The organism is Paenibacillus sp. A3, from assembly GCF_001399685.1.
GTDB lineage: Bacteria > Bacillota > Bacilli > Paenibacillales > NBRC-103111 > Paenibacillus_G.
This window is the reverse complement of record NZ_JTHN01000014.1, coordinates 1-23075: the sequence shown is the minus strand read 5'-3', so window position 1 is coordinate 23075 and position 23075 is coordinate 1. Positions and strand designations below refer to the sequence as shown.

The window sequence follows — 23075 nt, the reverse complement described above, 5'->3', positions numbered from 1 at the left end:
CTTTTAGTCCGGAATGAGTTCAAACCGCTCGCCATAGATCGGTCCGTCGGTAAAAAACAACCGGATATAGTCGTTTTTGCCGACCTCGATGGGCGGCAGCTCCGTGCGCCCCGGCGGAAAATCGTTCATGAACGGATAAAAGGTCCCGTCTTCCTTATTTCGCGGGGCCGCTCCTTCTTTTTTCACGTAGCACAGGGCTTCCCGGGGGACCGGAATTTCGCAGAACAGCCGGATCTGCACGGTTTTGTATTTGCTGAACCAACCGCCGCCGTATTTGATGCCGTAACGGATTTTCGCCCGGCCTCCGCTGACGCGGGTCAGATTGTCTCCGTCCCGCTGCAGCAGCGGGGTCAGCCGTCCTTCCAGCATCACGCAGGGATAGATCCGGTAGAAATACGGCCCCGTAAAGTCGACACGGGCGCGGTAGCCGGCTTTCGCCTTATATTCCTCGCGGGTAAACAGCTTGAGCCGCTTCGGATCCAACTCGTCCGGGGGCTGCTCGCCCCCGTCTTCGAAGCTGTCGATGTAGACGTAATTGACTTCCTTCGGCCAGTGCCAGGTCAGAAGACATTCGCCCTCCCTGACCTCGGAGGCCGCCTTCGTAATCCGGTACCGCTCGTCAGGTTCGCTCCATTGCATCATCTGCCCGCCTCCCGTCGTTACCGGAACCGCTTGCCGGTCCGGCTGCCGTCTCTTCCGCCATAGCGGCTGCTCTCGCCATCCGGACCGGCATACAGCTCGCGCGGTCTGCCGCGGCGAAGACCGGCGTTCGCGCCGGTGCTTTCATGAACCGCGAACAGCAAGGTGGACAGCGACAGCACGACCGCCAAAATCAGGTCCGCCATGGCGCGAACGGCGCTCGAATATTCCGAGGGCAAGCCATATTCCAGCGTCAGACCTGCAAGCAAGCCGGCCACCGTACCGCCGAGAGCGAAGCTGCGCGCCAAGAAGCGGTTGTCGAACACGATGCCGAGCGACAGCCCGAGCAGTGCGCCGATGAGCAGAATCAGCACGACCCGCAGCGCCGCGTGCCAACCGCTGCCGTGCATCTGTCCCTGCCGTTCGTTCACGAGATGGAAATGATGGTCTTTCACATAAATATTACGGAAAGCGTCCGTCACCAGCTCGGCCTGCTTCACCTCCTGGAACGTTCCGCCCGTCGCTTCGGCGATCCGCTGCAGCAGTCGGCTTCCTTCCTCGTTCGGCTGCTTCATCCCGATTGTGTGAATGGTTATATTTTCCAAGTTATAGGGCTGCACCACCCGGTCGACGTCCACATCGCTGTAGCCGTCCGAGATAAGAATGACGGCCCCTTTGCGCTGCGATTCCTTCTGCATATGGTCGATCGCCTGAGTAAGCGCCTGCGCAATGTCGGTTCCTCCGGTCGGGGCGGGAATCGCGTCGATTTGCGCCAGCACTTGGCTTTTGGCGGTTTCGCTGCTGAGCTGCGTCAGCCTCTGCACCCAGGTCACCGAATCGTTGAACGTCAGCACGCCCACCATCTTGTTGCTGTCCATCTGCCCGACCAGCGACTTAACCGCCTGCAAGCTCTGCTTATTCGGGTCGTTCTGCTTCATGCTCTCGGACGTATCCAAAATGAGCACGTAATCTTGCGGCCGGCCCGATTTTGCCGAATCGAAATACAGCCCGTAGGCCCATTGAAACAGCGCCCCCGCCGCAAACAGAAGAAGAAGCGTGCCGGGAACGAGCAGCTTCCATCCGTCGGAGGCATAGCGGAGACGCCAGTTTTTTCCGTTCAATTGCGGCGACAGGATCTCCGCCAGCAGACAGCACAGCCCGACGATCAGGGCGAACACCCCGAAATATAGCCCCATCAGCACGGTTTCGTGCAGCGTTCCTTCCCACCGGCTGAGCATCATTTCCCCTGCAATAAATCCTAGAAAGCCACCCACGATGCTGAGTCCGGTCAGCAGCGGATTCCATTTCCGACGTTTCATCGGCCTTCCTCACTTTCCACTTCAAATGTCCTCGTCCAAAAGCGAAAACATTTGATGATCTTCCCAAACCCCGTTGATTTTCACGTTTTTGCGCGCCAAGCCTTCCGGGCGGAAGCCCGCCTTCTCCAGAACGCGCAGCGAGCCCTTATTGCGGGGCATCGCGCCCGCTTCGATCCGGTGCAGGCCGGCCTCTTTAAACGCAAATTCCACGACCAGCCGTACCGCCTCGGACGCGTACCCTTTCCCGTTTTGCCGTTGGTCCAAAGAGTAGCCCAGCATACATTTTTGCAGCGGACCACGCTTCACTTCGAACAACGAGATTTCCCCGATCAGTTCTTCCGTCTCCCTCAGGAAAATACCGAAAGGGTATCGTTTGTCCTGACTCCGCTCGTCTTTTCCAGTGCCGATGTTCGCAAGCTGGGTTTCCAGCGTATAAAATGATTCGTCGCGAGCGGGGTTATACATTTGAAAAAACTCCCGGTTGCGCACATGCAGGGCAAGCAGCGCCTCCGCATCCGCAGGTTCGAAAAAGCGGATATAAACGGGCGAGCTCTTATCGTTCATGGCCGTCATCTCTCCTTTCCGCCTCCGGTCCCTCCGGCATCGCGCGTCCGTGAAACTCGTATCCGCTGCGCACATACGTATCGTAGTACCGCCTGCCGTTCCGGTAGTACATCAGGTCGGCCATGCGGAACCCGCCCATCAGATTCAGCTTCTCGACGCCGCTTTGCTTCTTCTCGTGAATGCAGCCGAGCTTGTAGGTGCGGCTGCCGTGATCGACGCTGTACGCATACTGGATCAATTCGCTTTGAAAATCGCCGAAAAAATATTTTTCCTCGTACCGGTGCTTGTGCGTATAGTTGTAGACGTCCAGCCGGATCGCCGCCTCGCTCTCGAGCGTCACGTACAGATCGCGGTACAGCTCTTCCTTCGTCAGCACCTCGCGGTTGTCGTAGCTGACCGCCACGTTCGCCCGCGCCAGCAGCTCCTGCTCGAACGGCTGATGGAATAGCGGATGGACGAACCATTCCCGCTTCGCCGCCGCAATCAGCCTGTCGACCAGCGCTTCGTCGCTTTGCGCAAGCAGCGCGGTCACGTTCCCGACCCACCGTTCGTCAAAATAAAACTGCGGCCCCCGGCGGTTTTCCGTTTCGGCGGCGATCACTTCGACGACATGGCCGTAGTATTCGTTAATGTTGCGCCCCAGTTCGTCGTTCGTCTCAGAGATGCTCCGGCGGCTTGCGTCGAGCAGCGCCGCTTCAATGTCGTGGAGCCGCTGGACGTACCGCTTCATCCGGTCATGGATGTCTTCCAGCTTCCGCTCGTAGCTCCGAAGCTCGCGGATGGTCAGCTCCAGCAGCAGCAGCTCGTATTTCAAGCCGTAGATTTGCTCGAGCATTCCACGGGCCAGCGGTTTTACCTGACTCTTGGGCGAAAGAAATCCGAGCAGCGAGCCTTTGGCATAGCGCTGATCTTCCACCCGCTCCTCGTACAGCGCTTCGAGGTCCATCTTGCCGTCTTCGAGCTGCCGCTCGGCCTCCTTGCGCCACTCCCGGACCATGGTGACGAGACTGGGCGTCTCCGCTCCGCGTTCCTGCTCCGAGGTCCACAAGTACATGCAATAGCACCCGTACGACGGATGATCGACCGCTTTGCGCTGCAGCGTTTGACCGAGCCTTCCGGCCCCGTCCCGCGCCTCAAGCGCCGCTTCCATGACCCGGACGGCATTCGTCTCGAAGAAGGCCCGGGCGTTCGCCCCGAACAAAGCCGTCTCCGCCTGCCGCAGAGACATCGACCGCAGCTCGTGGTGCGGCACGTTCTCATAGAGCAAGCCGTACATGGCGTCGACCGGATTCGCCCGTTCGCCCGCCACGGCCCGGACGCTCTCCTCCGCCTTCCTCGGGTCCAGCTCGGCCAACTCCAGCAGCTCCGTTTGATGAATAACCGCGTTATCCCGCATCCTCTGCAGCATCCCCCGGTACAGATGATACAGCACCGTCAGGGCGATCGCCTGATTGGGCCGAGTCACCTTGGCGAACCCGGCGGAGGCGTAAATGCCGCCCGCTTCGCCTGGCGGCATCATGTTTTGCTTGAACTGCTGGTGATTGTAAGCGCCGTGCCTCGGATCGACCTCGTCAGCGGCTTTGCGGTTCTTGAGCAGGTTCAAATGGCACACGATCTCGTAGCACCGCTGCATGCCGCCGGCTGCAAATAGCCCGCGCTCGTCCTTGTCTCCGATCATATACACCGTGTCGAACAAAGCCGCGTCCCGGTGCTCGACCGGCAGCCGGATGCCGTCGCCCGTCACCTGAAGCTCCGCGGCCAAGCTGAACTCCCGCCGCTGGACCTCGTCCAGCTCGCGCATAAAGCTGACGCCTAGCGATGCCGCATACGCGAAATCGTCGCCTGGCTGCTGCTCTTGCAGCAGTCCGTAAAGATCAACGACTACGGAGCGGAAGCTCTCGGCGAAGATCGATTTCATCAGCACCGTCAGCTCGGGCACAAGCGCGTTGAGCGGATCGTCGACCCGCGTGACCACCGCGATATTGACCCGCTGCAGCGAGGCGTACAGCCGTCCGAACTCCGAGATGCGGCTGTTCATCTGCCGCAGAAGGACGTTCAATTCAAGCAGCTTCGCTTCGTTCCGGTAAAACTGTTGGTATCCTTCGGCGCGCTGCGTTTTCTTGTCTCCGCCGCCTCCGCCGAGACGCCAGCTGTAGACGTTGTCCCGCGTGGCGGCTTCCTGCGCGCCGTTCTCCATGCCGATATGTAAATAAACGACGCCGGCGCTGTTGTTCCACTTCTTCCGGTTCAGGTCGTATACCTGCTCCAGCGCTTCCGCCGACCGGTCGCCGACGAACAGGAACACGAGGGGATGGTTGATGCTGCGAAGCTCATCCCCGCCCGTTCCCATGCTGTCCGTTTCCGCGGCGTATGCGCTCGCGAATTGCATCAAGTTCTCCCGCATGATCCTGACCCTCCAATCGGAGCGTGAAATTAAGCGGGGAGAACGGCAAGATATCCCCCTCCAGCCGCTCTTGAAACCCATGAATACCGATTATATTTTAAGGAATATTCATGGGTTTCAAAGGCGGACAGCGCAAGCGCTTCTTCCAGGGCATATCTTGCCTAATCTCGCTAAATTTCACGAAGTTAACTAAAAAACCGCCGCAGCCTTGGATCGGCTGCGTATTTGGATATGACTCCGAAGCTGCTATTTCAAGCTGCGGAGGATGTCGCTCACTTTGCTGGCGATTTGCTTGTAGAATTGGTACATGTCTTCGCCGTCGACGTATTCGCCGCGGTCGTAGTCGAGCGCGGACTTGGCGTCCTGATAAGCGCCGGCCATGTCCTGCAGCTTCGTCAGCAGGCCGCTGATGTCTTCTTGAGCGGTAAGCTGCTGGCTGAGCTTCGACGATTTGCGTTGGAGCAGACCGAGACGCTTCGCGTCGAGGGCGCGGATTTTGCGGTAAATTTCGTATTCCGGGAATTTACCGGTCTGCATCAGGTTGACGAACGGCTCCCACGGGTCCTCTTCCGCGTCATGGTCGTAGACGTACAGCGCGCCTTTTTTGACGATCGCGCCGGTGTACATTGCTTCGATGAACTGCTGGATGAATTTCTCCTCGTCCTGATGGGCGGCGAGCACCTGCTCCAGCTCGGCGATTTTCGCTTCGATCCGCCGGTACTTGCCCAGCTCCTCGCGGACGCGGCGCAGCAGCTCCGGCGAGCGGATCAGGTTCTCCTTCGCCATCTCCTCGTTCACGCTGCCGAAGATGTCTTTCAAGCCCTCTTGCTCCAAGCCGTTTGCCACAAGCGCCTTCAAGTCGGCAACACAGCGCTTGATTTCGCCAAGGTTCGGCTTCGCCGCGTCAAGCTGCATCGGGTACGACGCCAGCTTCTGCTCCAGATCGAACGGCTTCGTGAATACGCACTCGTACCGTCCCGTCGTGCCTTGATCCGCCGACTTCTCGCGGATAATTCGCAAGGCCAGCGATTGGTCGAACATGCTGCGGACTTCGGCGTTGTAATGTTTCACACGCGCGTTTTCGTAGGTGTCGCCCCACGATTTTTCCGGGATCGGAGACGGCAGGTATGTCCAGTTCGTCTTCTCCGTCTGGACCAGATGGCGTCCGACGCCTTCCGGCTCCAGAATCGAGCGTTCGTAGCTTTCCTCGTATACTTTCAGCGGCGTATACAGGAACAGCGGAATGCCGTTCTGGGTGTTCAGCCAGAAAACGCGGTTTTTCACTTCGCTCTCCTTGATCGTGAAGCGCGAGTTCGCGATGGCATTATCCTGGAAGTTGCGGATGCCCTTGAAAATATTCGGCGCCTTCACCGGCACGGAGACGAAGCCCCACGACGGGAAATTGAAATGGCCCGAGCTGTTGGTCAGATGGAACACCGGCTTCGCTTCCTCGTACAGCCGCCCGGCAATCTTCTGCTCCACCAGCTTCTCTAACGAATCCTCATGACCGTATTTGATGATCAGGAAATCCTCCATCGACTTCGTGATCAGGTCGCTGAACTGCTCGGTCAAAAACTCGGAAATCGAGGAGACAACGTCCACTTCCTGCTCCTTGATCCATTGGTTCGACTTCTCCAGCAGCTCCTGCGTAAAGTCGCGGATCAGCTCGGTAACGTTCTTCTCGTCGGTCACGTCGCCGATCAGCTTCGCCATATCCGGCACGCTGACGATGTTCCAATAGTACGTGCGGTTGCCCTTGTGATCGACTTCCTCCTGCCCTTTGGTGAGGATATCGCCGTTTTTCTGGAAAATTTTGTTCAGTTCGTTCAAGATTTCGGTGAACACCTGATAAATACGCGAGTTGTCGTTGTTGATGAGCGTATACAGGTCCTCGTAGAACTCGATCATCTGCTCCATCCGCTCGCGGTCGGAGTGCAGCAAGTACTCCTGGATTTTCGCTTCGATATAGGCGTCCTTCTTCTTGTCCTTGGAGATGAACGCGCTCTTCGCTTCGGTCAGCTTCTGCATGGCAGTATCGCCTGCCGCCTCGATATCCCGAGGAATGCGGTACACGTTTTCCTTCAGCGATTCGATGTACGACGAGATCAGCTTCAGCAGGCAAAAGCCTTTGTCCTGCAAAATGATCCGCGACACGTAAAACGGCCCCTGCTCGGGATGCCGGAACATTTTGCCCATCTGCTCGGCGAACACTTCCCGAATTTGACCCGGCAGCTGCTTGCGGGCCTTGATGTACTCCTCCCGGGCCCGGGACAGGTAGCTCTGCTCCAGCTCCGTGTCGATATGGACGATTTGCTGCTTGACCACGTTGTTGTAGCTGAGCCGCTCGCTGTTCTGGTAACCGGGCAGCGGCTCCGGCACGTTTTTGTCGAATTCGCGGTGGATCGAATCCGGGTCGAGGCCCAGCTTGTGCGCCAGCTTCTCGACGTCCTCCTGACTCGGACCCGCTTCGAACATCGTCGACATGCGCTGAAATACTTTATAAGCCAAAAACGTCGTCATTTCCTCGATCGGCAGTACTGCGGACGACGCGCCCAAAATATTGTATTGATAGTTCGCCGCATACGTCTTTGGCATCTGATTGATATTCGTGCGGATGTTGCTGATATAGTCGTGAATCGCGAATTCCTCGCCGGACTGCTTTTGCTCGCTGGCCATGAAGTTCGTGATGTTCTCCGCCGTCACGTTCATGCAGTAGTCATACGCATTTTCGAGCTGCTTGCCTTCGAGGTTTGTCGCCGAAATGAGGTGCGCGAGGTTAAAAGGCGGCATCGGTGAGTTGACCGTCAAAATGTTCGCGTACTGCTGCTTGAAACGGTCGCCCCGCTCATCCACGTTCATCCAATAGTCGAGCTCCTTGAGCGCCGCATAGCCGTTCTTCTTGATATATTCGCGCGAATGCTCGGTCAATGCCTTGTTCGCCAAATTGACGTCCGGCGTGAACAGGTAGCCGAGAATGCCGACTTTATCGACGCCGGCCGAGCCGTAATCCCGCTCCAGAATACCGCGCACGATATACGCGATATCGAGGAAGCAGCCGCTGCCCGTGCCGCCGGAGATACCCGTCAGCAGGAACACCATCAGCTTCTTGTTCGTGCCCACCGACAGCGTCTTGATTTTGCGCTCGATCGTTTGCACGACCTGCACGATCTTCGTGAATAGCAGCAGCCGGCCCGCTTGCCGGACGCCCGAAGCGCCGTTGATGCCGTCCGTAATCGTCAGCTCCGGCGACAGCCATTCTTTCATGTACGGCTCCAAAATGCTGCGGTTTTGCAGCACGCTGCCGATCTCGGCATTCGACAGCAGCACGAATTCGGTCATCGGATCGAGGCCGATGCCCTTATACCGCTTGTTGCGGTCGTGCTCGTTCGTCTCGAACGCGAGAAACTCGATGTTGTCGGGCTTCTCGCGCTTTTTCTTCGTGAACGGGTCCTCCGGCAGCTTGAACCGCCGGTTCACCTGATACTTGAGCCGCAGCAGCGCATCGATGCCGGTTCCGCCGAGACCGATGACCAGCATCGGGTTGTCGATCGTGTCGACGCGGATTTTCTCGCTGACAATGCCGCCGCCCAAGGATACGTCCAACTGCTGTATATGCTCTCTGACTACTGCTTTCATGTCCGGACTCCTCCTGTTACCAAGGCCATATGGGATATTTATTTCAAGTATTCGACGCTTATCGACTTATTGACGTTTTGAAGAGCGATTTTGATGCGGTCATTTGCACGAATTTCTTTTCCTTTGGCGGCATCGAACACCCGTCCGCCTTTTTCGACGACGCAGGGCGTCGCATTATGCAGCAGCACCGTGTCGTTCGGACCGGGCCGGAAGACGATATCCTTCGTTTCCGCAAACTCCGGCGCGAGCTGGAGCAGCTGATGCAGCGTCACCTTGCCCTTGAACGCGTTCAGCTTGCGGTACTGCGGATTCGTCCGCTCGCCCGTGTCCTCGTCCTTGACCTCGATCACGAGCTGCCCGACGAAGCCCTTGTTCGCCTTGCGGTAAGCCGCCAGCGCGTACAGGACGCCTCCCGCAAGCACAAGCGCCCCGGCGATGATCGCCGCCCATACGGTCGGGCTGAGCGCACCGGCCGCCGACTCCTTCGCCGGCTCGGGCGCAGGCTTGGATGCCGCTCCGCCGGATTTGGCCGTGAGCTTCACGGGCACCGTCTCGCGCAGGAAGTTCGCGCCTTCCGCCTTGATCTTAAGCTCGTAATCGTGCGCATCCGCGACCTTAAAGCTGCCCGCGATGCCCTGTGCGCCGATCGTCAGCGGCTTCTCCTCGGACTTCTTCGTATCCAGGTCCGTCAAGACCGCCGACGCCTTCAAGCCCTTGTACAAATCGGCATCGGCCGTCTTTTGTCCGGCGGTCTGCAAATACGCTTTGACCTGCACTTCGTCGCCCGGCTTCAACGTCGTCGATGCCAGGGGCTCCATCACAAGCTGGAGGTCGTAATTGTACACGAGGTTAATGTTAATTTTTTCCTTCTGTACACCTTTGACCTGCAGCTTCCAGTCGCCTTGCGCCGGAGTCAATACTTTCAATAAAGAGTAAGCGCTCGAAGCCGTATAGACGACGCGGTCCGACGGAATTTTCTGCTCTTTGCCGGACGGGTCGAACAGCTTGACCTCCACCGGCTTCGCAGACATGATCGAGATGTTCGCTTCCTGCACGCTGGCGTTCGGAATCGTCACCGTCACATCCTGAAACTGCCCGTTCGCCACGAAGCCCGTCAGCGGCACAACTTTCAGCTTGAAATGGCTCGCATAAATTTCGCTCAAAATTTGCGGCAGATTGTCCGCCGTGCTCGTGATGAACGATTTGCCGTTCGTTTCGTGGGAGATGCGCTCCAGCACCGCCTTGTTCAGCTTTCCGTCGGCATTGAGCCCGATCGTATAAATCGGGATGCCTTTGTCCTGCGCTTTCTTGATCGCATCGGCGAGCTCTTGATCCGACTGCTGCTGCGTGCGGCCGGCGTTCAGCCAGTTGTTGCCGTCGGTCATCAGCACGATAAGCGGAACATGCCCTTGCTCCGTGCCGGATTCTAGCACCTTCACCGCTTCGTTTACGCCGACGGCAATGTCGGTGTAAGGCCCCTTGGACAGCTTGTCGATGAACGATTTCAAGTCCTGCTTATCCGCGGCGGAGTTGATGGTGAGCAGCGCCTTTTCGCGCATCACTTGATCTGTATAAGCGACGATGCCGATTTTATCGCCCTGCACGGATGCCATGTCAACGAACATTTTCATCGCTTCGTTGCTGACTTTGTTGACGTCGCTCTCGTTCATGGACGTGCTGACGTCCACCGACAGAACGGCGTCCATCTTCATATCGACGGCGCCCGCCGGAGCGGCCGCGGCCTGAAGCGGCATCAGGACGGCGAGCAGCAGAGCGGCGACGGGTCTGAGCAGCGCTTTGATGATTTTCACGGGGTTCATTCCTCCAAACCTATGGACGGCTCGATGTCGAACCATCCCGAACCAATATGGTATAGTGTAGTAAATTGCCGTAGAGGGTAGTACAATGGAACTGCATGTCGTCTACTAATCTACATATTAACTGGTCACAAAGTAAAATTCCACTAACGAAACCTTACAGAATTCTTAAGTTTATCGCCTTTCAAATTCGAAAATACCGGGGAGAGAATCATGCTGACCGTAGCTGTGTTGGCTCTTGGAGCCCTGTTTCTTCTAGCATTTTTTATGTATTGCTCATATAGCCGGAAGCAAGACGTCCCGCTTGCGGATATCAATGCCGCATTCGCGGCAAGGTTAAATCAAGGTGATCAAGGTGAAAGCCATGACGACTAAAACCGCCGTTCAATTCCGCAAAACGCAGGCGACCTCGCATTTGTTTGACCGCTTGAAGCAGTGCCGGCGCTGCAGCCGCTATTCTTGTCTATGGGACGACCGCTGCCTCTCGTGCGAAGCCGAGCAAAGCCGCAGCGCCGTCCCCGAGCAGGCCGGAGCGGTTCTGAAGCACCGCAGGCAGACCGGCATGCTGGCCGTCGGCGCGATCGGCGCCCTCGCCTTCCTGCTCGCCCGCAACGCGGAGCAGATGATTTTGTCCGTCGTCGGCGCCGCTCTGCTGGTCGCGCTGTTCGTTTTTTTGCATAAGCGCTACGAGCCTATCTTATATAGACGTACACTAAGCCGTTTACTCCTGCAAGATCAGCAAAAAATTCGCGAAGGGCTGCTGCTCGACATCGACGATGCGGAAGCCGACCTCCGGGCGGAAGACTTTAAGACCGCCTACGAAAAGTTCCGCGAGATCGGGTATTTCATTCAAGACGACTCGATCAAAATTTTAAAGGTATACTGCCTGAACAAATTTATTTTGCGCAGCGATATGGACCTTGAGCTCAGCTCCCTTCTGCCGAACCGTTTCGACAAGGACGTCATTGAATACATGCATGAAATCGGCAAAGTTCGTCCTCAGCTGGTCACCCGCGAAGCGCTCGACTACGTCATGAAATACCGGGGCATGATCGAGAGGCTTCCCGAGGGCAGAGACGTCCTGACGGCGGCGGCCGGAGCCGCGCTGCGAGTGAAGTCCAATTTGCACGCATACCGCAGCCTGCTGCTGGACCACGCCCAGGAGCTGCCGAAGGACCGGCTGCTGCGGCTGTGCCGGCTGCTGGCCGAGCAGCCGGACGCCGACCCCGAGCTGACCCAGAAAGCGCGCGATGCCGTGAAGCTGAAATACGACTTCGACCCGGAATTCCAAGGCATCCTGTAGAAAGGAAAGGAGGCTGCCTATGTCTATCTCTACGTATAAACGGTCCGTCCGTTACAGAAACGCCGCGATTGCCGTCCTCGTTCTTCTGCTCTTGGCGGCGTGCTTCAAAGTGTACGCCTGGTGGCAAAAAGCGGAGCTTTACCAGCAGGCGGCGGCGCAGCTTGCCGCAGGCAACGCGGTCGAAGCCGAGGAACTATTCCTCAAGGCTCAAAATATCGGCTTCGTCGATTATAAAGAAGCGGAAACGGAGCAGGCGCTCAGCGCTCTTCAGCCGGTTACGCAAGCGAAGCGGCTGTTCTCGTCCCTGACCGACCAGATCGCGTCGGCGGTTGCCGTAAACGATGCCGGCAGCCTGGTGAAAGCGTACGAATCGTATCAGGGCGCAAAATCGCAAGTCGCCAAGCTGGATGAAGGCTCGCAGAAGCGGTTCGCGGAAACGGCGGCGTCCTACAATATCGACGCTCGCTTCGCGGAAGCGTTCGGTTCGGTCAAGACGGCGCTGATCCAAAGCGTCGAAGGCGCCGTCGCCAAGAAAAAATTCGACGCCGATACCGCTGTCGGCTTCCTGCTGCAAATTCCCGCGGTCTATTATAAGGACGAAGCGGCGAAGCGAAAAGCGTTGAACCCGCTGCTGCAAAAATACGACCAGGGCCGGCTGGACGCACTGGTCAAATCCAAGTCGCTGGACGAAATGCTGAAGAAAGGCGAAGGGCTGCAAAAATTTTATAAGGATCGGGGCTGGGAAGCTCCTTGGGTCGCTGCAAAACTTGAGAAGGCGGCTCAGGACACGTTGGCCAAGCTGGAGAAAAACGATCTGGGCGGCTTCCTGAACGCTGCCAAAACCGTGCAGTCCTACAAAGAGCTCTTCGGCAGCGGCAGCAAGCTGAACGGGTACATCCAAACGGTGGTGAACGGCCGCATGGCCCGGGCGGAGCAGCTGATCGCCGCGAAAAAGTATGCGGAGGCCGAAGAGCTGTACAAAACGCTCGGCGCATACCGCGATACGTCCCAAGAGCTGCAGGCGCTCGGTCAGCGCCGATTGGAAAGCGATCCGGCCGTGCTGCTTCAAAAGGCCGGCATCGAAGGCGCCCTTACCGCCGCCACAAGTCTGAAAGGGTCGGGCGGCGCACAAACGGCAGCCGCTGCAGTTACGGACAAGAAAAAGCTCGTGCTCGTCCGCTTGTTCTCGGACCAGCGCATCGAGGTCGCAGAAGGAACGATTCCGGACGACCTGACGGCTGTCAAAGCGATTCGCCCGGCCGACGAGCTCAGTCCGGAAGGACAGCCCGTGCTGCTGCTCGAAGCCGCCTCCAAAAAGCGGAAAGCCCGCTATGTCGCGTTCGAAGCGCACGGGTCCGAGCTTACACCGCTTCTCGATCTGGAGGCCGATAAGCTGGAGTCGGTGCGTCCGGGTGTCGTAAGCGCCGATAATCCGGTGCCCGAGCGGCCGGAGAAGAACGGTGCTGACAAGAACAGTACGGACAAGAACGGTACGGAAGCCTCGGGCTCCCAAGCCCGAGCGAAAGCGGTCTACGAATACCGCGGCGGGCGGTATGTCTTCGTCAAATCCGAAGAAAACGGGAACAACGCTGTCACGAACGGAAACGGCGACGCGAAGCAGGACGCCGATAAAAAAGATCCGAAGGACGGCACGGATAAGGATGCCAAGGAAGGCGCGAAGGAAGTCAAAAGCATTACGGCCAACGAGCTGCCGAAGTACAAAAACGCGAAGGTTGTATTCCAATGCGACATCCAATCGGTTGCGGACAACCGGGCCATCGTCAAGTTCGACGACCTGTATATCATACTGACCGGCAAATTCAAGTTCGGCACCGGTCCAGTGGTCGTCACGGGCACGTACACTTCCACCGAGGATCTGAAGCAAGGAAACAAGACGGTTAAAGCTTACGTCGTGCAAGTATCGTCGCTCGTGCAGGACGAAGAGACGTAAGCCGACCATCCGGCGTTTAAAAAGGGAAGATTTCCCTCCTTTGGAGGCGGGGTCTTCCCTTTTTTTAGTTTGACGCTGCAACAAATGACCGGGCTTTTCCGTAAGAGGAGTATATCTTTTGAGGATCGGAGATTGACGGACCGTGTTCGATGACGAAGCTTTGTTGAATAAACTTCGGGATCATTTTCAATTGCCGGCGTTCGCCGGCTTGCGCCGAGTGCAGCACGAAGAGGAGCCGGACGACCTGCGTATCGTAGTGAAAGCAACGACGTCCGACGGACGATGCTATGCCGTGCGGATCATGTCCAACTCCTATTCGACCTTGGAGGACCTTGCAGGACAAGCCTCCTTGTGCGAGCTGCTTTCCGGCGGCGGACTGAACGTCCCGAAGCGCTTGTACGGAAGCGACGGACGTTCTTACCTGATTTTGTCGCGGAAAGGACGCGAGGTTTGGGCGACCGTGGAAACCTGGCTGCCTGGAAAAGAACCGGAAAGCTTGACGGTCGGCCTCGCGGAACAAGCGGGCGAATGGCTTGGAGCCATGCACCGGATTGCCGGTCAGGCCCCCGTACCGCTTCCTTTTACCTCCGAGAGCCCGTGGAGCCTGTTCGGCCCGGAAGACGAGCTGGACCAGGATGCCCAAGCCTTGGAAATGGCGCTCCAGACTAGCGGCGCAGAGCCGCTGCTGGTACGGGAGTTGTTCGACATTTACCGGAAAAAGCGCCTCAATCTGCGGACAAGCTGGCCCGAACTGCCGGGCGGTCCGGTGCAAGGAGATTTTTCTTTAAACAATTTGCTTGTGGACGAAAACGGACGTCTGTGCGGCGTGATAGACTTTCATCTTGCGGGAACCGACGTCTTTGTCGGCCATTTGGCGGGAGAAGCGTCATTTCTGGCTTATGCGGCGGATAAGCAGGAAGGCGCGGACACTCCGGAAGATCTGGGAGACCGGTACCTGAATGCGCTGCTGTCAGGCTACGAACAAAGCCGTCCTCTAAACACGCGGGAATTGAGCGTTCTGAACGACTTGATCGGTTTGCGCAGGGCGTTTGCCTGCTATCAGGTGGACGACGTGCTCGGAGAGATCAAGTCGGGAAATACGGAGCAAGTGAATCGGGAGCTAAAAAACATGATTATATACTTGAAAAAAAATTACCGCCGAACGGCGTTGTAACCTCCGTTCATGCAGAAACCGGGAGTCCGTCTCCCGGTTTTCCTTCTTACTGATTCTGCTGCGGCTGCACGGGCTGAAGCGCGCCTTGGACCATCCGATTGTTGACCAGGGCGTCCCCGGCCCGATGGCCGACGCTGCGCCCGACCGAGCTCCCAACAAGTCCACCCAGTACCGCTCCGACCGCCGTCCCGAAACCCGGAAGCACTGCCGAGCCGAGCACCGCACCGTACTCTACCCCGGCCATAATGCCGACGGCCCCCGTCACGTTTTCTACGGTTTGCACGGCGTATTGCTTGGTTTCCATTTGCCCTTTGGCCAGCGCATTCGTATCCTGTATTTGAGACAAGCCGCCCGAAATCAGTCCGGTCCATACGGAACCGCTTTGAAACATGATCCCACCTCATTTCGAGTCATCCGGCCATAGCATGGCCGGTTTGTTTAGCTTGCCCTGCTCTCGTTCAAAACACTCGAAAGGAAAACGCTCTGTCAGACCCTCAGGTTTACTTCCGCAAGCCTTCCACCGTGTCTTTGGCCTGCTCCGTCAAATTCAACACGGCTTCCGTCCCTTTCACCGCAAATTTGCGCATCGTTTTCCGGGCTTCCGGGGAAAACGCCAGCATCATCGCCGCACCCGCAAGTACATAACCGATCGGCAGCTTCGCCATGGTCTCACCCTTTCAAAAAAATAATGTACTACAGATCATCCCACATTGATGAAAAATTATGCCTGAACACGAACTGCATAAATCGCCAAAGGCTGTGTATACTAGCGAAAATCAGCCCCAGACTCCAAAACGAGGAAGCCCAAGGAGCGTATGTATGCCTACGGAAAGCTTGAAACATCGACGGTTTGTTCGAATGCTGCCAGGACGCATTCGCATCGAATTTTACGGTCTTCATAATAATCCGGATACGGCACAGCGGATTCAGGCCGAGCTTTCGGTCTGGACCGGAATCACCCTTGTCCGCGCTTGCCCGCTTTCAGGCAGAGTCCTTCTGACATACGATCAGCGGCAGCTTAAGGCGGAGCAAGTCCTCGAACGCATCGAACGGTTGGAAGAGGAGCTTTCGCAGCCTTGCGCCGATGCGGGGTCATTCAGCAGCTATAATGTTCCTGCAGTCTGCGGGGAGTCCTCCCCTTCCCCGGATGCATCGTACGTCAAGCGGGAAGCCGCAGCCGCGGCGGAGCTGCCCGGAGCGTCATGCGCAGCGCAAGCTTCAGGGCGCATGCCTCTTCCCCTTGCGCTCAGCATAGGCGGACTCGCCGTGCTCGGCGCGAAGCAGCTGCTGCTCGGCAGATCGGCTTTGGCCCGCAGTCCGGCCCCATTTTATTTATCCGCCGGGCTCTCTGTCATTACGGGCTATCCGCTGCTGAGAAGAGGGTTTCAGAGCTTCGCCAAAGAACGCAAGTGGAACGCCGACCTGCTTCTGGGTACCGGTGCGTTAGCGCTTGCTTTGGTGCGGGAAAATCTGATCGTTTTGGCGGGAATCAGCCTGCTGCAATATGTGGAGTGGAAACGAAATCAGTCGACGGCGAATTGCTCGCCGGCGGTGCTTCCGCCTGAAATTCGGCGGTATACGGAGCAAGCGAACAAATGGGGGCTGATCGGCGCCGGAGCGACTCTCGCGCTCACGCGCGACCCTCTGCGCGCGGTTGCGGTGCTGCTCGCCGCCAACCCCAGACCGGCATTCATTCCGGCGGAATACGGCTGGCAGCAGGCGGAGCTTGTGTGCGCCGAAAATCGAGCCTTGCTTCCGGACAGCGGCTCCTTGTCCAAGCTGGCAAGAACGAAAACGCTGCTCCTGGAGGATGCTTCCGCACTCTATCGGGATGAAAGCGAAGAAATTCAATGTTTGACGAAAGAAACGGCGGCAGACAAAGTCATTTGCTTAACGGCCTCCTTGTTTGAAAAAAGCAGCCATCCGTGGAAAGACGAGCTATCGGAAAAAGCCAGACGAACGTGCCGGACCCTCCGAACGGCGTTTCAGGTAGAAGAGTCGGCGGAGGGCCTGCAGGGTAAAATCAACGGGGCCCGCGTGTTCGCCGGGAGCTATGCCTATTTCCAAAAGCAGGAAATCGACTGCGAAATGTACGCGCTGGAGGCTAAGAGATTGGCAAGGCATGGCTCGGACGTGCTCTTCGTCGGGGTTAAGGCGGAAAGCAGCGGGGGAACCTGCATCGGACTGCTGAGCAAGAAGCGGCAGCTTCATTCGACGCACGCCCCCTTGATTCGCGAATTGAAAGCGCAAGGCTGGTTGGTCGGAGCCTTAAGCTGCAGCGAAGGGACGGACATCTCGTTGCTGGAGCGGCAAGGTCTCGATACGGACTGGCTCTCGCTTCACCCCGGCGAATGGGCCGAACGATTGGCAGCCTGCGTTCCGCGTGGAGAGAACGCATTACTGGTGACCTGTGGCGATACTTCGCCCGTTCATGCCCTGTGCCGGGAATACGGCATTCCGTCGATCACGGTGCAGCAGTTGTCCGAGCTTCCGCGCATGCTGGAATTCGCCGACCGCATGGACCGCAGCGTATATCGGAATTATCGGCTTACCGCGATCTGGAACATGCTCGGCTCCGCTATGGCGGCATTCGGCTTCATTCGTGCGCCGCTCGTCAATTTGGCTTCCGACGCCCTTTCGTTGGCGTTTATGTCCGCTTTCCGGCAAACGAGCGAGCGGGCGGCTCTGCCCCGGCTTGCAACGGGGCACGGCGAAGCGGCTGCTACGGCGGAGGCATCCGTTCTGTGGCACGAGGCTCCGTGGGAGCGGGCCGTCAGCCATTATGGCACCGATACCGGGCGCGGGCTCAATGCGGAACAGGTTCATACACTGCGAAGCGTTCACGGCAGCAACCATTTGGAAGGACGACAGCCGACGCCGTGGATCGTCTCTTTTTTGGGACAGTTCAAAGAGTTTACAACCTTAATCCTGCTTGGGACGACGGCTTTGTCTTTTTTTACCGGCGGTTTGTTCGACGGCATTGCCATGGGGGCGGTGCTGCTCGCCAATGCGGCAGTCGGCACGATGCAGGAGCGCAAAGCGGAACAAGTCATCGAATCCCTCAACCGGTACCAGCCCCCGACCTGTAAAGTACTGCGTAACGGGACGCTGGAAGAGATCTCCGCACTGGAGCTCGTCCCCGGCGATATCGTGCAGTTGGAGGCCGGCGACCGCGTACCGGCCGATATCCGGCTGTTCGAATCGTATAGCTTACAGGTCAGCGAAGCTGCGTTGACGGGAGAATCGGTACCTGTCTCGAAACAGGAAGCTCCTGTCGACGGAGCGCTCCCGCTGGCGGAACGTTCCAATATGATCTATATGGGAACCGACGTTACCCGGGGGAAAGCGACCGGCGTCGTCGTCCAAACCGGCCTGCATACGGAAATGGGCCATCTCATGTCCTTATTGCAGAACGATGAAAAAGAACTGACGCCGCTGCAGCAGCAGGTCACCTCCATCAGCAAAAAATTTATCAAAGGAGCATTGATTGCCTGCGGTATCGTGTTCGTCACGGGACTGCTGCGAGGCATTCCGCTGACGCAGATGGTCTCTACGTCCATTGCGCTGGCGGCTTCGGCCATACCCGAAGGGCTGCCCGTGACCATTACGATCGCGCTGAGCGCCGGCATCTTCCGCATGGCCCGCAAGCAGGCGCTCGTCCGCAAGCTGTCCGCTCTGGAAACGCTAGGCCGGACGACAGTCATCTGCTCGGACAAAACCGGAACGCTGACCAAAAACGAAATGACCGTCCGACACGTCGTCTCGTTGAACCGGAGCTGGGAGGTGGGTGGTACCGGGTACGCCCCGTCCGGGGAAATTCGCCGTACGGCCGTCTCAGGCCGGGCAGCCGCGGCACTCGAACAGAGCCCGCAGCAGCCTGAGCTTAACCGCATCCTGCAAATCAGCATGCTGTGCAACAATGCCAAGCTAGAACAGGACGACGAGGGACATTGGACCGTCAAGGGCGATCCGACCGAAGGAGCGCTCCTTGCTTTTGCCGCCAAAGCGGGCATACACCCGGAGACCATGCGGCAATGGCATCGCGGCAAAGAAATTCCTTTCGATTCAAGCACCGGCAAGATGAGCGTCGTGTGCCAGGATACGGCCGTAATCGAATCCCGGAACTGCTATGTTTTCACCAAAGGGGCTGTAGAGACCCTCTTACAGCGCTGTAGACAAGTCCAATCGGATGGTCAGTTGCTCGAACTGACCGAAGAACGCAAACGAATCATTTTGGAGCAGAACGGCAAGCTGTCGGGCGAAGCGCTGCGCGTGCTCGGTTTCGCCTATCGCCCGCTCACGGACGGAGACCTTCCCGAGCCAGACGAGCGGGACATGATTTTCGTCGGTATGGTCGGCATGATGGACCCGCCGAAGCCGGAGGCGGCGCACAGCATTCAAGAAGCGCTGTCGCTCGGCGTCAAGCCGGTTATGATTACGGGTGACCATCCGATCACAGCCATTTCGATCGCCAGACAGCTCGGCATGTACGACGGCTCGCAGCAGGTGCTCTCGGGGCATGAACTCGACCGGATGACCGACGAAGAGCTCCAAGAAGCGGTCGAGCATACCGCCATTTATGCCCGGGTTTCGCCGGAGCATAAGCTGCGCATCGTGCGCGCTTTTCAACAGCGCGGCCACCTGGTGGCGATGACGGGGGACGGGATTAACGATACGCCCGCCATCAAGCAAGCCAATGTCGGTATCGCGATGGGAAGAACCGGCACCGAGGTGACGAAGCTAACGGCGGATATGGTGCTGAAGGAAGACGATTTCGGCACGATTGTCGAGGCTGTAAAGGAAGGCCGGACGATTATGGGCAACATCCGCAAGGCGCTCGGCTGTCTGCTCACCGGCAATCTGGCGGAAGTCATCGTATCGAGCGCGGCGGTTATCCTGGGCATGCCGCTGCCCCTCGTACCCGTACAGATTCTGCTTATGAACCTGATCACGGATGCGCTGCCTGCCATGATTCTGGCCGTCAATCCGGGGAATAAAACGAAGCTGACGGAGCGTGTCGAAATCGCCGACGGCAATCTGTTCCGGAAAGTCTTCACGCGCGGCGCGCTGCTCGGCTTAGGCTCCCTTGGACTCTTTGCGGCAAGCCTTGCGTCGGGAGTTCCTCTCCCGGCAGCCCGGAGCATTGCTTTTGCCACGCTGGTGTCGGGCCAGCTCATGCAGACGTTCTCGTGGCGGCAGGAGGGCTCGGCCGAGTCGGTCAAGGATTGGGGCCGGGACCGCTTTCTGGTCGGAGCGCTGGGCGTTTCGTGGCTCTCGCTGCTCGCCGCGCTGTATGTTCCGCCGGTTGCCCGCTTCTTCCATGCGGCCCCGATCGCATGGAGCCACTGGATTCCGGTGCTTGCCGTTGCCGGCTCGGTAACGCTGCTTTCGAAGCCGATCGTGGCATGGGTCGAAGCGGGACGCCGGGCAGCTCCGGAGCCGGTTCGACAAATGCAGACGGCCATCGTCGCCTAACTTGCTGTCCATTCGGAGGTAGGAACCATGAGAGAACAACAGATCGAGAAATGGCTGGTCGGCGCCGCGCTCGCGTTTGCGGCGTCGGCGCTCCTTCCCGTTGTCAAATCCACGCTGCTTCCTGTAGCCGAAGCCGGCTACCAAGGCCTGCGGAGCGCGGCCGGCGCGGCCCGTTCGTCCTTGCAGCGGGCCCGGGAGGAGCTGGAAGATATCGTCGCGGAAGCTCAGTTCGAGCGCATGAAAAAAAAGCTGGACCTCGAAATCGCCTCTTCCGAGGACGATTTCGAGCCGGCGCTAACCGGCAGCGAGGCGGGGGAAGCTGCGCTTGAAAGATGACTCTGTCGAATTTCACCTGAGGCAGGCGCGGCTCCATCTGGAGCAAGCCTTAACTGTGACCAAGTTACAAGCTTCCAACGAGGAAGCCCACCAATCGATGTCGGAGCAATGGGGGCATTTTTTCGCCTTTTTGATTGGAGACGGTCATCGAGAAACGGAAATAAAGGAGACTTGAAGCATGCAGGAACCCTCTGTCGATTTCCATTTGCGCGAAGCGCTGTCCCATTTGGACGCGGCGCTGAATAAAAGCATTCTTCACGTCCAAGCGGACGCGGCGGCCAAAAAAGAAGTGGGACAGCAGTGGGAACGATTTTTAGGGGAATTTTTTCAGCAGGTCCGGGAAAAGGGAAAGCAATCCAAGCTCAACCTGTGGAGTTGGGTCGCTTTCCCGCGTATTCGCTAAGCGGAGGCCACTCCAATCTCCGCTCTATCCGAAGTCTGACGAGTTCAATCTCGTCGGTCCGATCGCAGCGTAAAGCCGAACGGCTTACACAAAGGCTTTTGCTTGCCATGACGGTCAAAGTGCAGCGTGGCGTTGATCTCGCCGCCCAAAATCATCACGATGCTGGACAAATACAGCCACGTCAAAAGCACGATGATGCCGCCGATACTGCCATACGTTTTCGTATAGCTGCCGAAATGATTGACATAGTAGGAAAACAACAGCGAAGCGGCGACCCATCCGGCCGTGGCAAATAAAGCGCCGGGCAGCACTTCGCGGAACGTCAGCCGCAAATTCGGCGTGTAGCGGTATAAGAGGACGAAAACGACAGCAATCGTGACGAGCGGAATCGCATATTGGATGAGCCCCCACAGTAAATCGAAATTTCCCGGGAAATGTACAAATTTGTAAACCGAAGCCCCGACGATCTTGCCGAAGATTAGCAGCACGAATGTAAACAAAACGACAACCGTCAGAACCAGGGTAAACAGAACGGAGATTCCTTTAGCCTTCCAGAACGGACGGCTTTCTTCCACATCATACGCCTTGTTCAACGCCTTCATCACCGCGCCGATGCCATTGGAGGCCGACCACAAAGCGGCAAGCAATCCGATGGAAAGCACGGAGCCGCTGCGCGACCTTTGAATTTCCCCGAACGCGTCCGCCACCGCCCGGCTCGACAGATCCGGCATCATTCGGGCCATGCTGTCGATGACCTCTGATGCCGAAATTTCGGTGAAGCTAAGGAGCGAAATGACGAAAATAAGAAAAGGAAAGAAAGCCAAAATTAAATAATAAGTAAGCTGCGCCCCCAATGCGGGCACTTCGTCGTCTTGAAAGCGGCAGTACAACTGAACCAAAAAGGCCGCGCAGCCCATCCGCCTGTTCCTCCGTCCGAAGGACGTCCGTGAAGCGCTGTCAATTCGGGTCCCGCCGAACGAAGCCCCCTTCCGATCCCGAGGCTCTACGGTTCTCGCCATCATCCCAGCCTCCTTCCGCTGCGTAAGCTTGGAAAGTCTTTGCTTGGATAGTTACTTAACCGTAAAGGACGTTCGCTGAATCAAGAGTGCAGAACCGAGGCCCCGGCTTGCCCTTGTCTCCCGTACCACGACCGGCACTTGCGGAATCAGACGGGGGAACGCTGTTTTTCCATAAACCCCGCGGCATCTTGGTCGGCCTTGCTCTGGTTGCATGCATAACAGGAGCAAACGCAGTTCACCGGCGTCGTATGGCCTCCCTTGGATTTCGGGACGATATGGTCGATCGTATCGCCGTATCCGCCGCAATAGCGGCACGTATAACGATCCCGGGTCATAATCATAGTCCGGAAATCGTCATTGCTGTACAGCCGGCGAATCATGTATGGCGTAACGACAACGGCCGCCTGTTCCTCCACCAGCAGCACCGCGAGGCTCCATTCGATCTCTTGCATCCACGGCCTGCCGTTGTTGCTCTTCCCCTTCATGCGAATCATGCCCTGTCTGTCTTGTCTCAGCAGCTTCGCCGCGCGAGGTATCGGGGGCGCTTGCGGGACTTGCGCGGCCGGCTTGCGCCGCTCGCATTTGCGGCATACGCTTTTGCGGGATGCTCCGCTTCCTTTCCGGCCGCCCCGGGGCGGGAACTGCCGGTAATATTTGCTTTGTCCGCAGCGTTTGCACGATTTGTACAGGCTGCAGTAGGCTCCAGTCATGTTGTTCCTCTTCTTTTCGTCTGACATCGCTAAGGTCTAGTATAACAGGTTTGCCGGGATTTCCGCATGTTCCATTCTTTAACGGCCCTTATCGTTGGCCCTGTGCATCATTAACGGCACAAAAAAAGCCGGAGAGTCCTTCTCCGGGTGATTGTTGAAAACCTGCTTCGCGTAGAAATCCTCTGCATACGCTGGTGGGGTATATCCCTCCAGCCGCTCTTGAAACCTGTGAATTTGATTAGAATTAGCGGTATTTTCACAGGTTTCAAAGGCGGACGTAAACTCTTACGGGATATACCCCACCTCTATTTGTCTGAGTTTTTCT

Annotated in this window: 17 protein-coding genes; 7 read left to right on the top strand and 10 right to left on the bottom strand. The window is 57.6% G+C overall.

What is annotated here, in order from left to right:
• Positions 1 to 3: 3 nt before the first annotated feature.
• The 6 genes from QJ48_RS01595 to QJ48_RS01570 all read right to left on the bottom strand — a co-directional run bounded on the left by QJ48_RS01595 (position 4) and on the right by QJ48_RS01570 (position 10373).
• Positions 4 to 642, bottom strand: a complete 639-nt coding sequence (locus QJ48_RS01595; protein WP_237762772.1) for a hypothetical protein — start codon at positions 640 to 642, stop codon at positions 4 to 6.
• Positions 643 to 659: 17 nt separating this feature from the next.
• Complete coding sequence (locus QJ48_RS01590; RefSeq protein ID WP_054971918.1) at positions 660 to 1958, bottom strand: VWA domain-containing protein; 1299 nt, start codon at positions 1956 to 1958, stop codon at positions 660 to 662.
• Between the two features lie 21 nt (positions 1959 to 1979).
• On the bottom strand, positions 1980 to 2531 hold the full coding sequence (locus QJ48_RS01585) for a GNAT family N-acetyltransferase (protein WP_082420290.1): 552 nt from the start codon (positions 2529 to 2531) through the stop codon (positions 1980 to 1982).
• The gene (locus QJ48_RS01580) at positions 2512 to 4926 is read right to left on the bottom strand and encodes a hypothetical protein (protein ID WP_054971916.1); all 2415 of its coding nucleotides are present in this window, start codon (positions 4924 to 4926) and stop codon (positions 2512 to 2514) included. The genes QJ48_RS01585 and QJ48_RS01580 overlap by 20 nt, the downstream gene beginning before the upstream one ends.
• Positions 4927 to 5172: 246 nt before the next feature.
• Entirely contained in the window at positions 5173 to 8562 is a 3390-nt protein-coding gene (locus QJ48_RS01575) for a tubulin-like doman-containing protein (RefSeq protein WP_054971915.1), read from the bottom strand.
• Positions 8563 to 8600: 38 nt separating this feature from the next.
• Positions 8601 to 10373, bottom strand: a complete 1773-nt coding sequence (locus QJ48_RS01570; protein ID WP_193394375.1) for a VWA domain-containing protein — start codon at positions 10371 to 10373, stop codon at positions 8601 to 8603.
• Between the two features lie 219 nt (positions 10374 to 10592).
• On the opposite strand from QJ48_RS01570, the gene QJ48_RS37275 reads away from it, so the two are divergent.
• The 4 genes from QJ48_RS37275 (at position 10593) to QJ48_RS01555 (ending at position 14807) form a co-directional block, all read left to right on the top strand.
• On the top strand, positions 10593 to 10754 hold the full coding sequence (locus QJ48_RS37275) for a hypothetical protein (RefSeq protein ID WP_162238418.1): 162 nt from the start codon (positions 10593 to 10595) through the stop codon (positions 10752 to 10754).
• Complete coding sequence (locus QJ48_RS01565) at positions 10744 to 11682, top strand: hypothetical protein (protein WP_054971913.1); 939 nt, start codon at positions 10744 to 10746, stop codon at positions 11680 to 11682. The genes QJ48_RS37275 and QJ48_RS01565 overlap by 11 nt, the downstream gene beginning before the upstream one ends.
• A 19-nt stretch (positions 11683 to 11701) precedes the next feature.
• On the top strand, positions 11702 to 13633 hold the full coding sequence (locus tag QJ48_RS01560; RefSeq protein WP_054971912.1) for a hypothetical protein: 1932 nt from the start codon (positions 11702 to 11704) through the stop codon (positions 13631 to 13633).
• Positions 13634 to 13775: 142 nt separating this feature from the next.
• Positions 13776 to 14807: a phosphotransferase enzyme family protein gene (locus tag QJ48_RS01555; protein ID WP_054971911.1), complete on the top strand. Its 1032-nt coding sequence runs from the start codon at positions 13776 to 13778 to the stop codon at positions 14805 to 14807.
• A 46-nt stretch (positions 14808 to 14853) separates the two neighbouring features.
• Here the strand turns inward: QJ48_RS01555 and QJ48_RS01550 are convergent, their stop codons facing one another.
• Positions 14854 to 15198 (bottom strand): glycine zipper domain-containing protein, encoded by a 345-nt coding sequence (locus QJ48_RS01550; RefSeq protein ID WP_054971910.1) that lies wholly within the window; start codon positions 15196 to 15198, stop codon positions 14854 to 14856.
• A gap of 109 nt (positions 15199 to 15307) precedes the next feature.
• Positions 15308 to 15472 carry a hypothetical protein gene (locus QJ48_RS37945; RefSeq protein WP_179223693.1) on the bottom strand — a complete coding sequence of 55 codons (165 nt, stop codon included), beginning with the start codon at positions 15470 to 15472 and terminating at the stop codon, positions 15308 to 15310.
• A gap of 154 nt (positions 15473 to 15626) precedes the next feature.
• Between QJ48_RS37945 and QJ48_RS01545 the strand changes: the two genes are divergently transcribed.
• The 3 genes from QJ48_RS01545 to QJ48_RS01530 all read left to right on the top strand — a co-directional run bounded on the left by QJ48_RS01545 (position 15627) and on the right by QJ48_RS01530 (position 21021).
• The gene (locus QJ48_RS01545; RefSeq protein ID WP_054971909.1) at positions 15627 to 20282 is read left to right on the top strand and encodes an HAD-IC family P-type ATPase; all 4656 of its coding nucleotides are present in this window, start codon (positions 15627 to 15629) and stop codon (positions 20280 to 20282) included.
• 27 nt (positions 20283 to 20309) lie between these two features.
• Entirely contained in the window at positions 20310 to 20618 is a 309-nt protein-coding gene (locus QJ48_RS01540; protein WP_054971908.1) for a hypothetical protein, read from the top strand.
• A gap of 178 nt (positions 20619 to 20796) precedes the next feature.
• Positions 20797 to 21021: a hypothetical protein gene (locus tag QJ48_RS01530; protein ID WP_054971906.1), complete on the top strand. Its 225-nt coding sequence runs from the start codon at positions 20797 to 20799 to the stop codon at positions 21019 to 21021.
• Between the two features lie 44 nt (positions 21022 to 21065).
• On the opposite strand, the gene QJ48_RS01525 is transcribed toward QJ48_RS01530, so the two are convergent.
• On the bottom strand, positions 21066 to 22043 hold the full coding sequence (locus QJ48_RS01525; protein WP_082420289.1) for a YihY/virulence factor BrkB family protein: 978 nt from the start codon (positions 22041 to 22043) through the stop codon (positions 21066 to 21068).
• A 143-nt stretch (positions 22044 to 22186) separates the two neighbouring features.
• The gene (locus QJ48_RS01520) at positions 22187 to 22750 is read right to left on the bottom strand and encodes an HNH endonuclease (protein ID WP_054971904.1); all 564 of its coding nucleotides are present in this window, start codon (positions 22748 to 22750) and stop codon (positions 22187 to 22189) included.
• Positions 22751 to 23075: the final 325 nt, after the last annotated feature.

Bases quoted from the DNA above. Each gene is read 5' to 3' on its own strand.
- QJ48_RS01590 (WP_054971918.1), bottom strand. From the start codon at position 1,958: ATGAAACGTCGGAAATGGAATCCGCTGCTGACCGGACTCAGCATCGTG.
- QJ48_RS01565 (WP_054971913.1), top strand. From the start codon at position 10,744: ATGACGACTAAAACCGCCGTTCAATTCCGCAAAACGCAGGCGACCTCG.
- QJ48_RS01595 (WP_237762772.1), bottom strand. From the start codon at position 642: ATGATGCAATGGAGCGAACCTGACGAGCGGTACCGGATTACGAAGGCG.
- QJ48_RS01520 (WP_054971904.1), bottom strand. From the start codon at position 22,750: ATGACTGGAGCCTACTGCAGCCTGTACAAATCGTGCAAACGCTGCGGA.
- QJ48_RS01530 (WP_054971906.1), top strand. From the start codon at position 20,797: ATGCAGGAACCCTCTGTCGATTTCCATTTGCGCGAAGCGCTGTCCCAT.
- QJ48_RS01575 (WP_054971915.1), bottom strand. From the start codon at position 8,562: ATGAAAGCAGTAGTCAGAGAGCATATACAGCAGTTGGACGTATCCTTG.
- QJ48_RS01560 (WP_054971912.1), top strand. From the start codon at position 11,702: ATGTCTATCTCTACGTATAAACGGTCCGTCCGTTACAGAAACGCCGCG.
- QJ48_RS01580 (WP_054971916.1), bottom strand. From the start codon at position 4,926: ATGCGGGAGAACTTGATGCAATTCGCGAGCGCATACGCCGCGGAAACG.
- QJ48_RS01525 (WP_082420289.1), bottom strand. From the start codon at position 22,043: ATGATGGCGAGAACCGTAGAGCCTCGGGATCGGAAGGGGGCTTCGTTC.
- QJ48_RS37945 (WP_179223693.1), bottom strand. From the start codon at position 15,472: ATGGCGAAGCTGCCGATCGGTTATGTACTTGCGGGTGCGGCGATGATG.
- QJ48_RS01550 (WP_054971910.1), bottom strand. From the start codon at position 15,198: ATGTTTCAAAGCGGTTCCGTATGGACCGGACTGATTTCGGGCGGCTTG.
- QJ48_RS37275 (WP_162238418.1), top strand. From the start codon at position 10,593: ATGCTGACCGTAGCTGTGTTGGCTCTTGGAGCCCTGTTTCTTCTAGCA.
- QJ48_RS01540 (WP_054971908.1), top strand. From the start codon at position 20,310: ATGAGAGAACAACAGATCGAGAAATGGCTGGTCGGCGCCGCGCTCGCG.
- QJ48_RS01545 (WP_054971909.1), top strand. From the start codon at position 15,627: ATGCCTACGGAAAGCTTGAAACATCGACGGTTTGTTCGAATGCTGCCA.
- QJ48_RS01585 (WP_082420290.1), bottom strand. From the start codon at position 2,531: ATGACGGCCATGAACGATAAGAGCTCGCCCGTTTATATCCGCTTTTTC.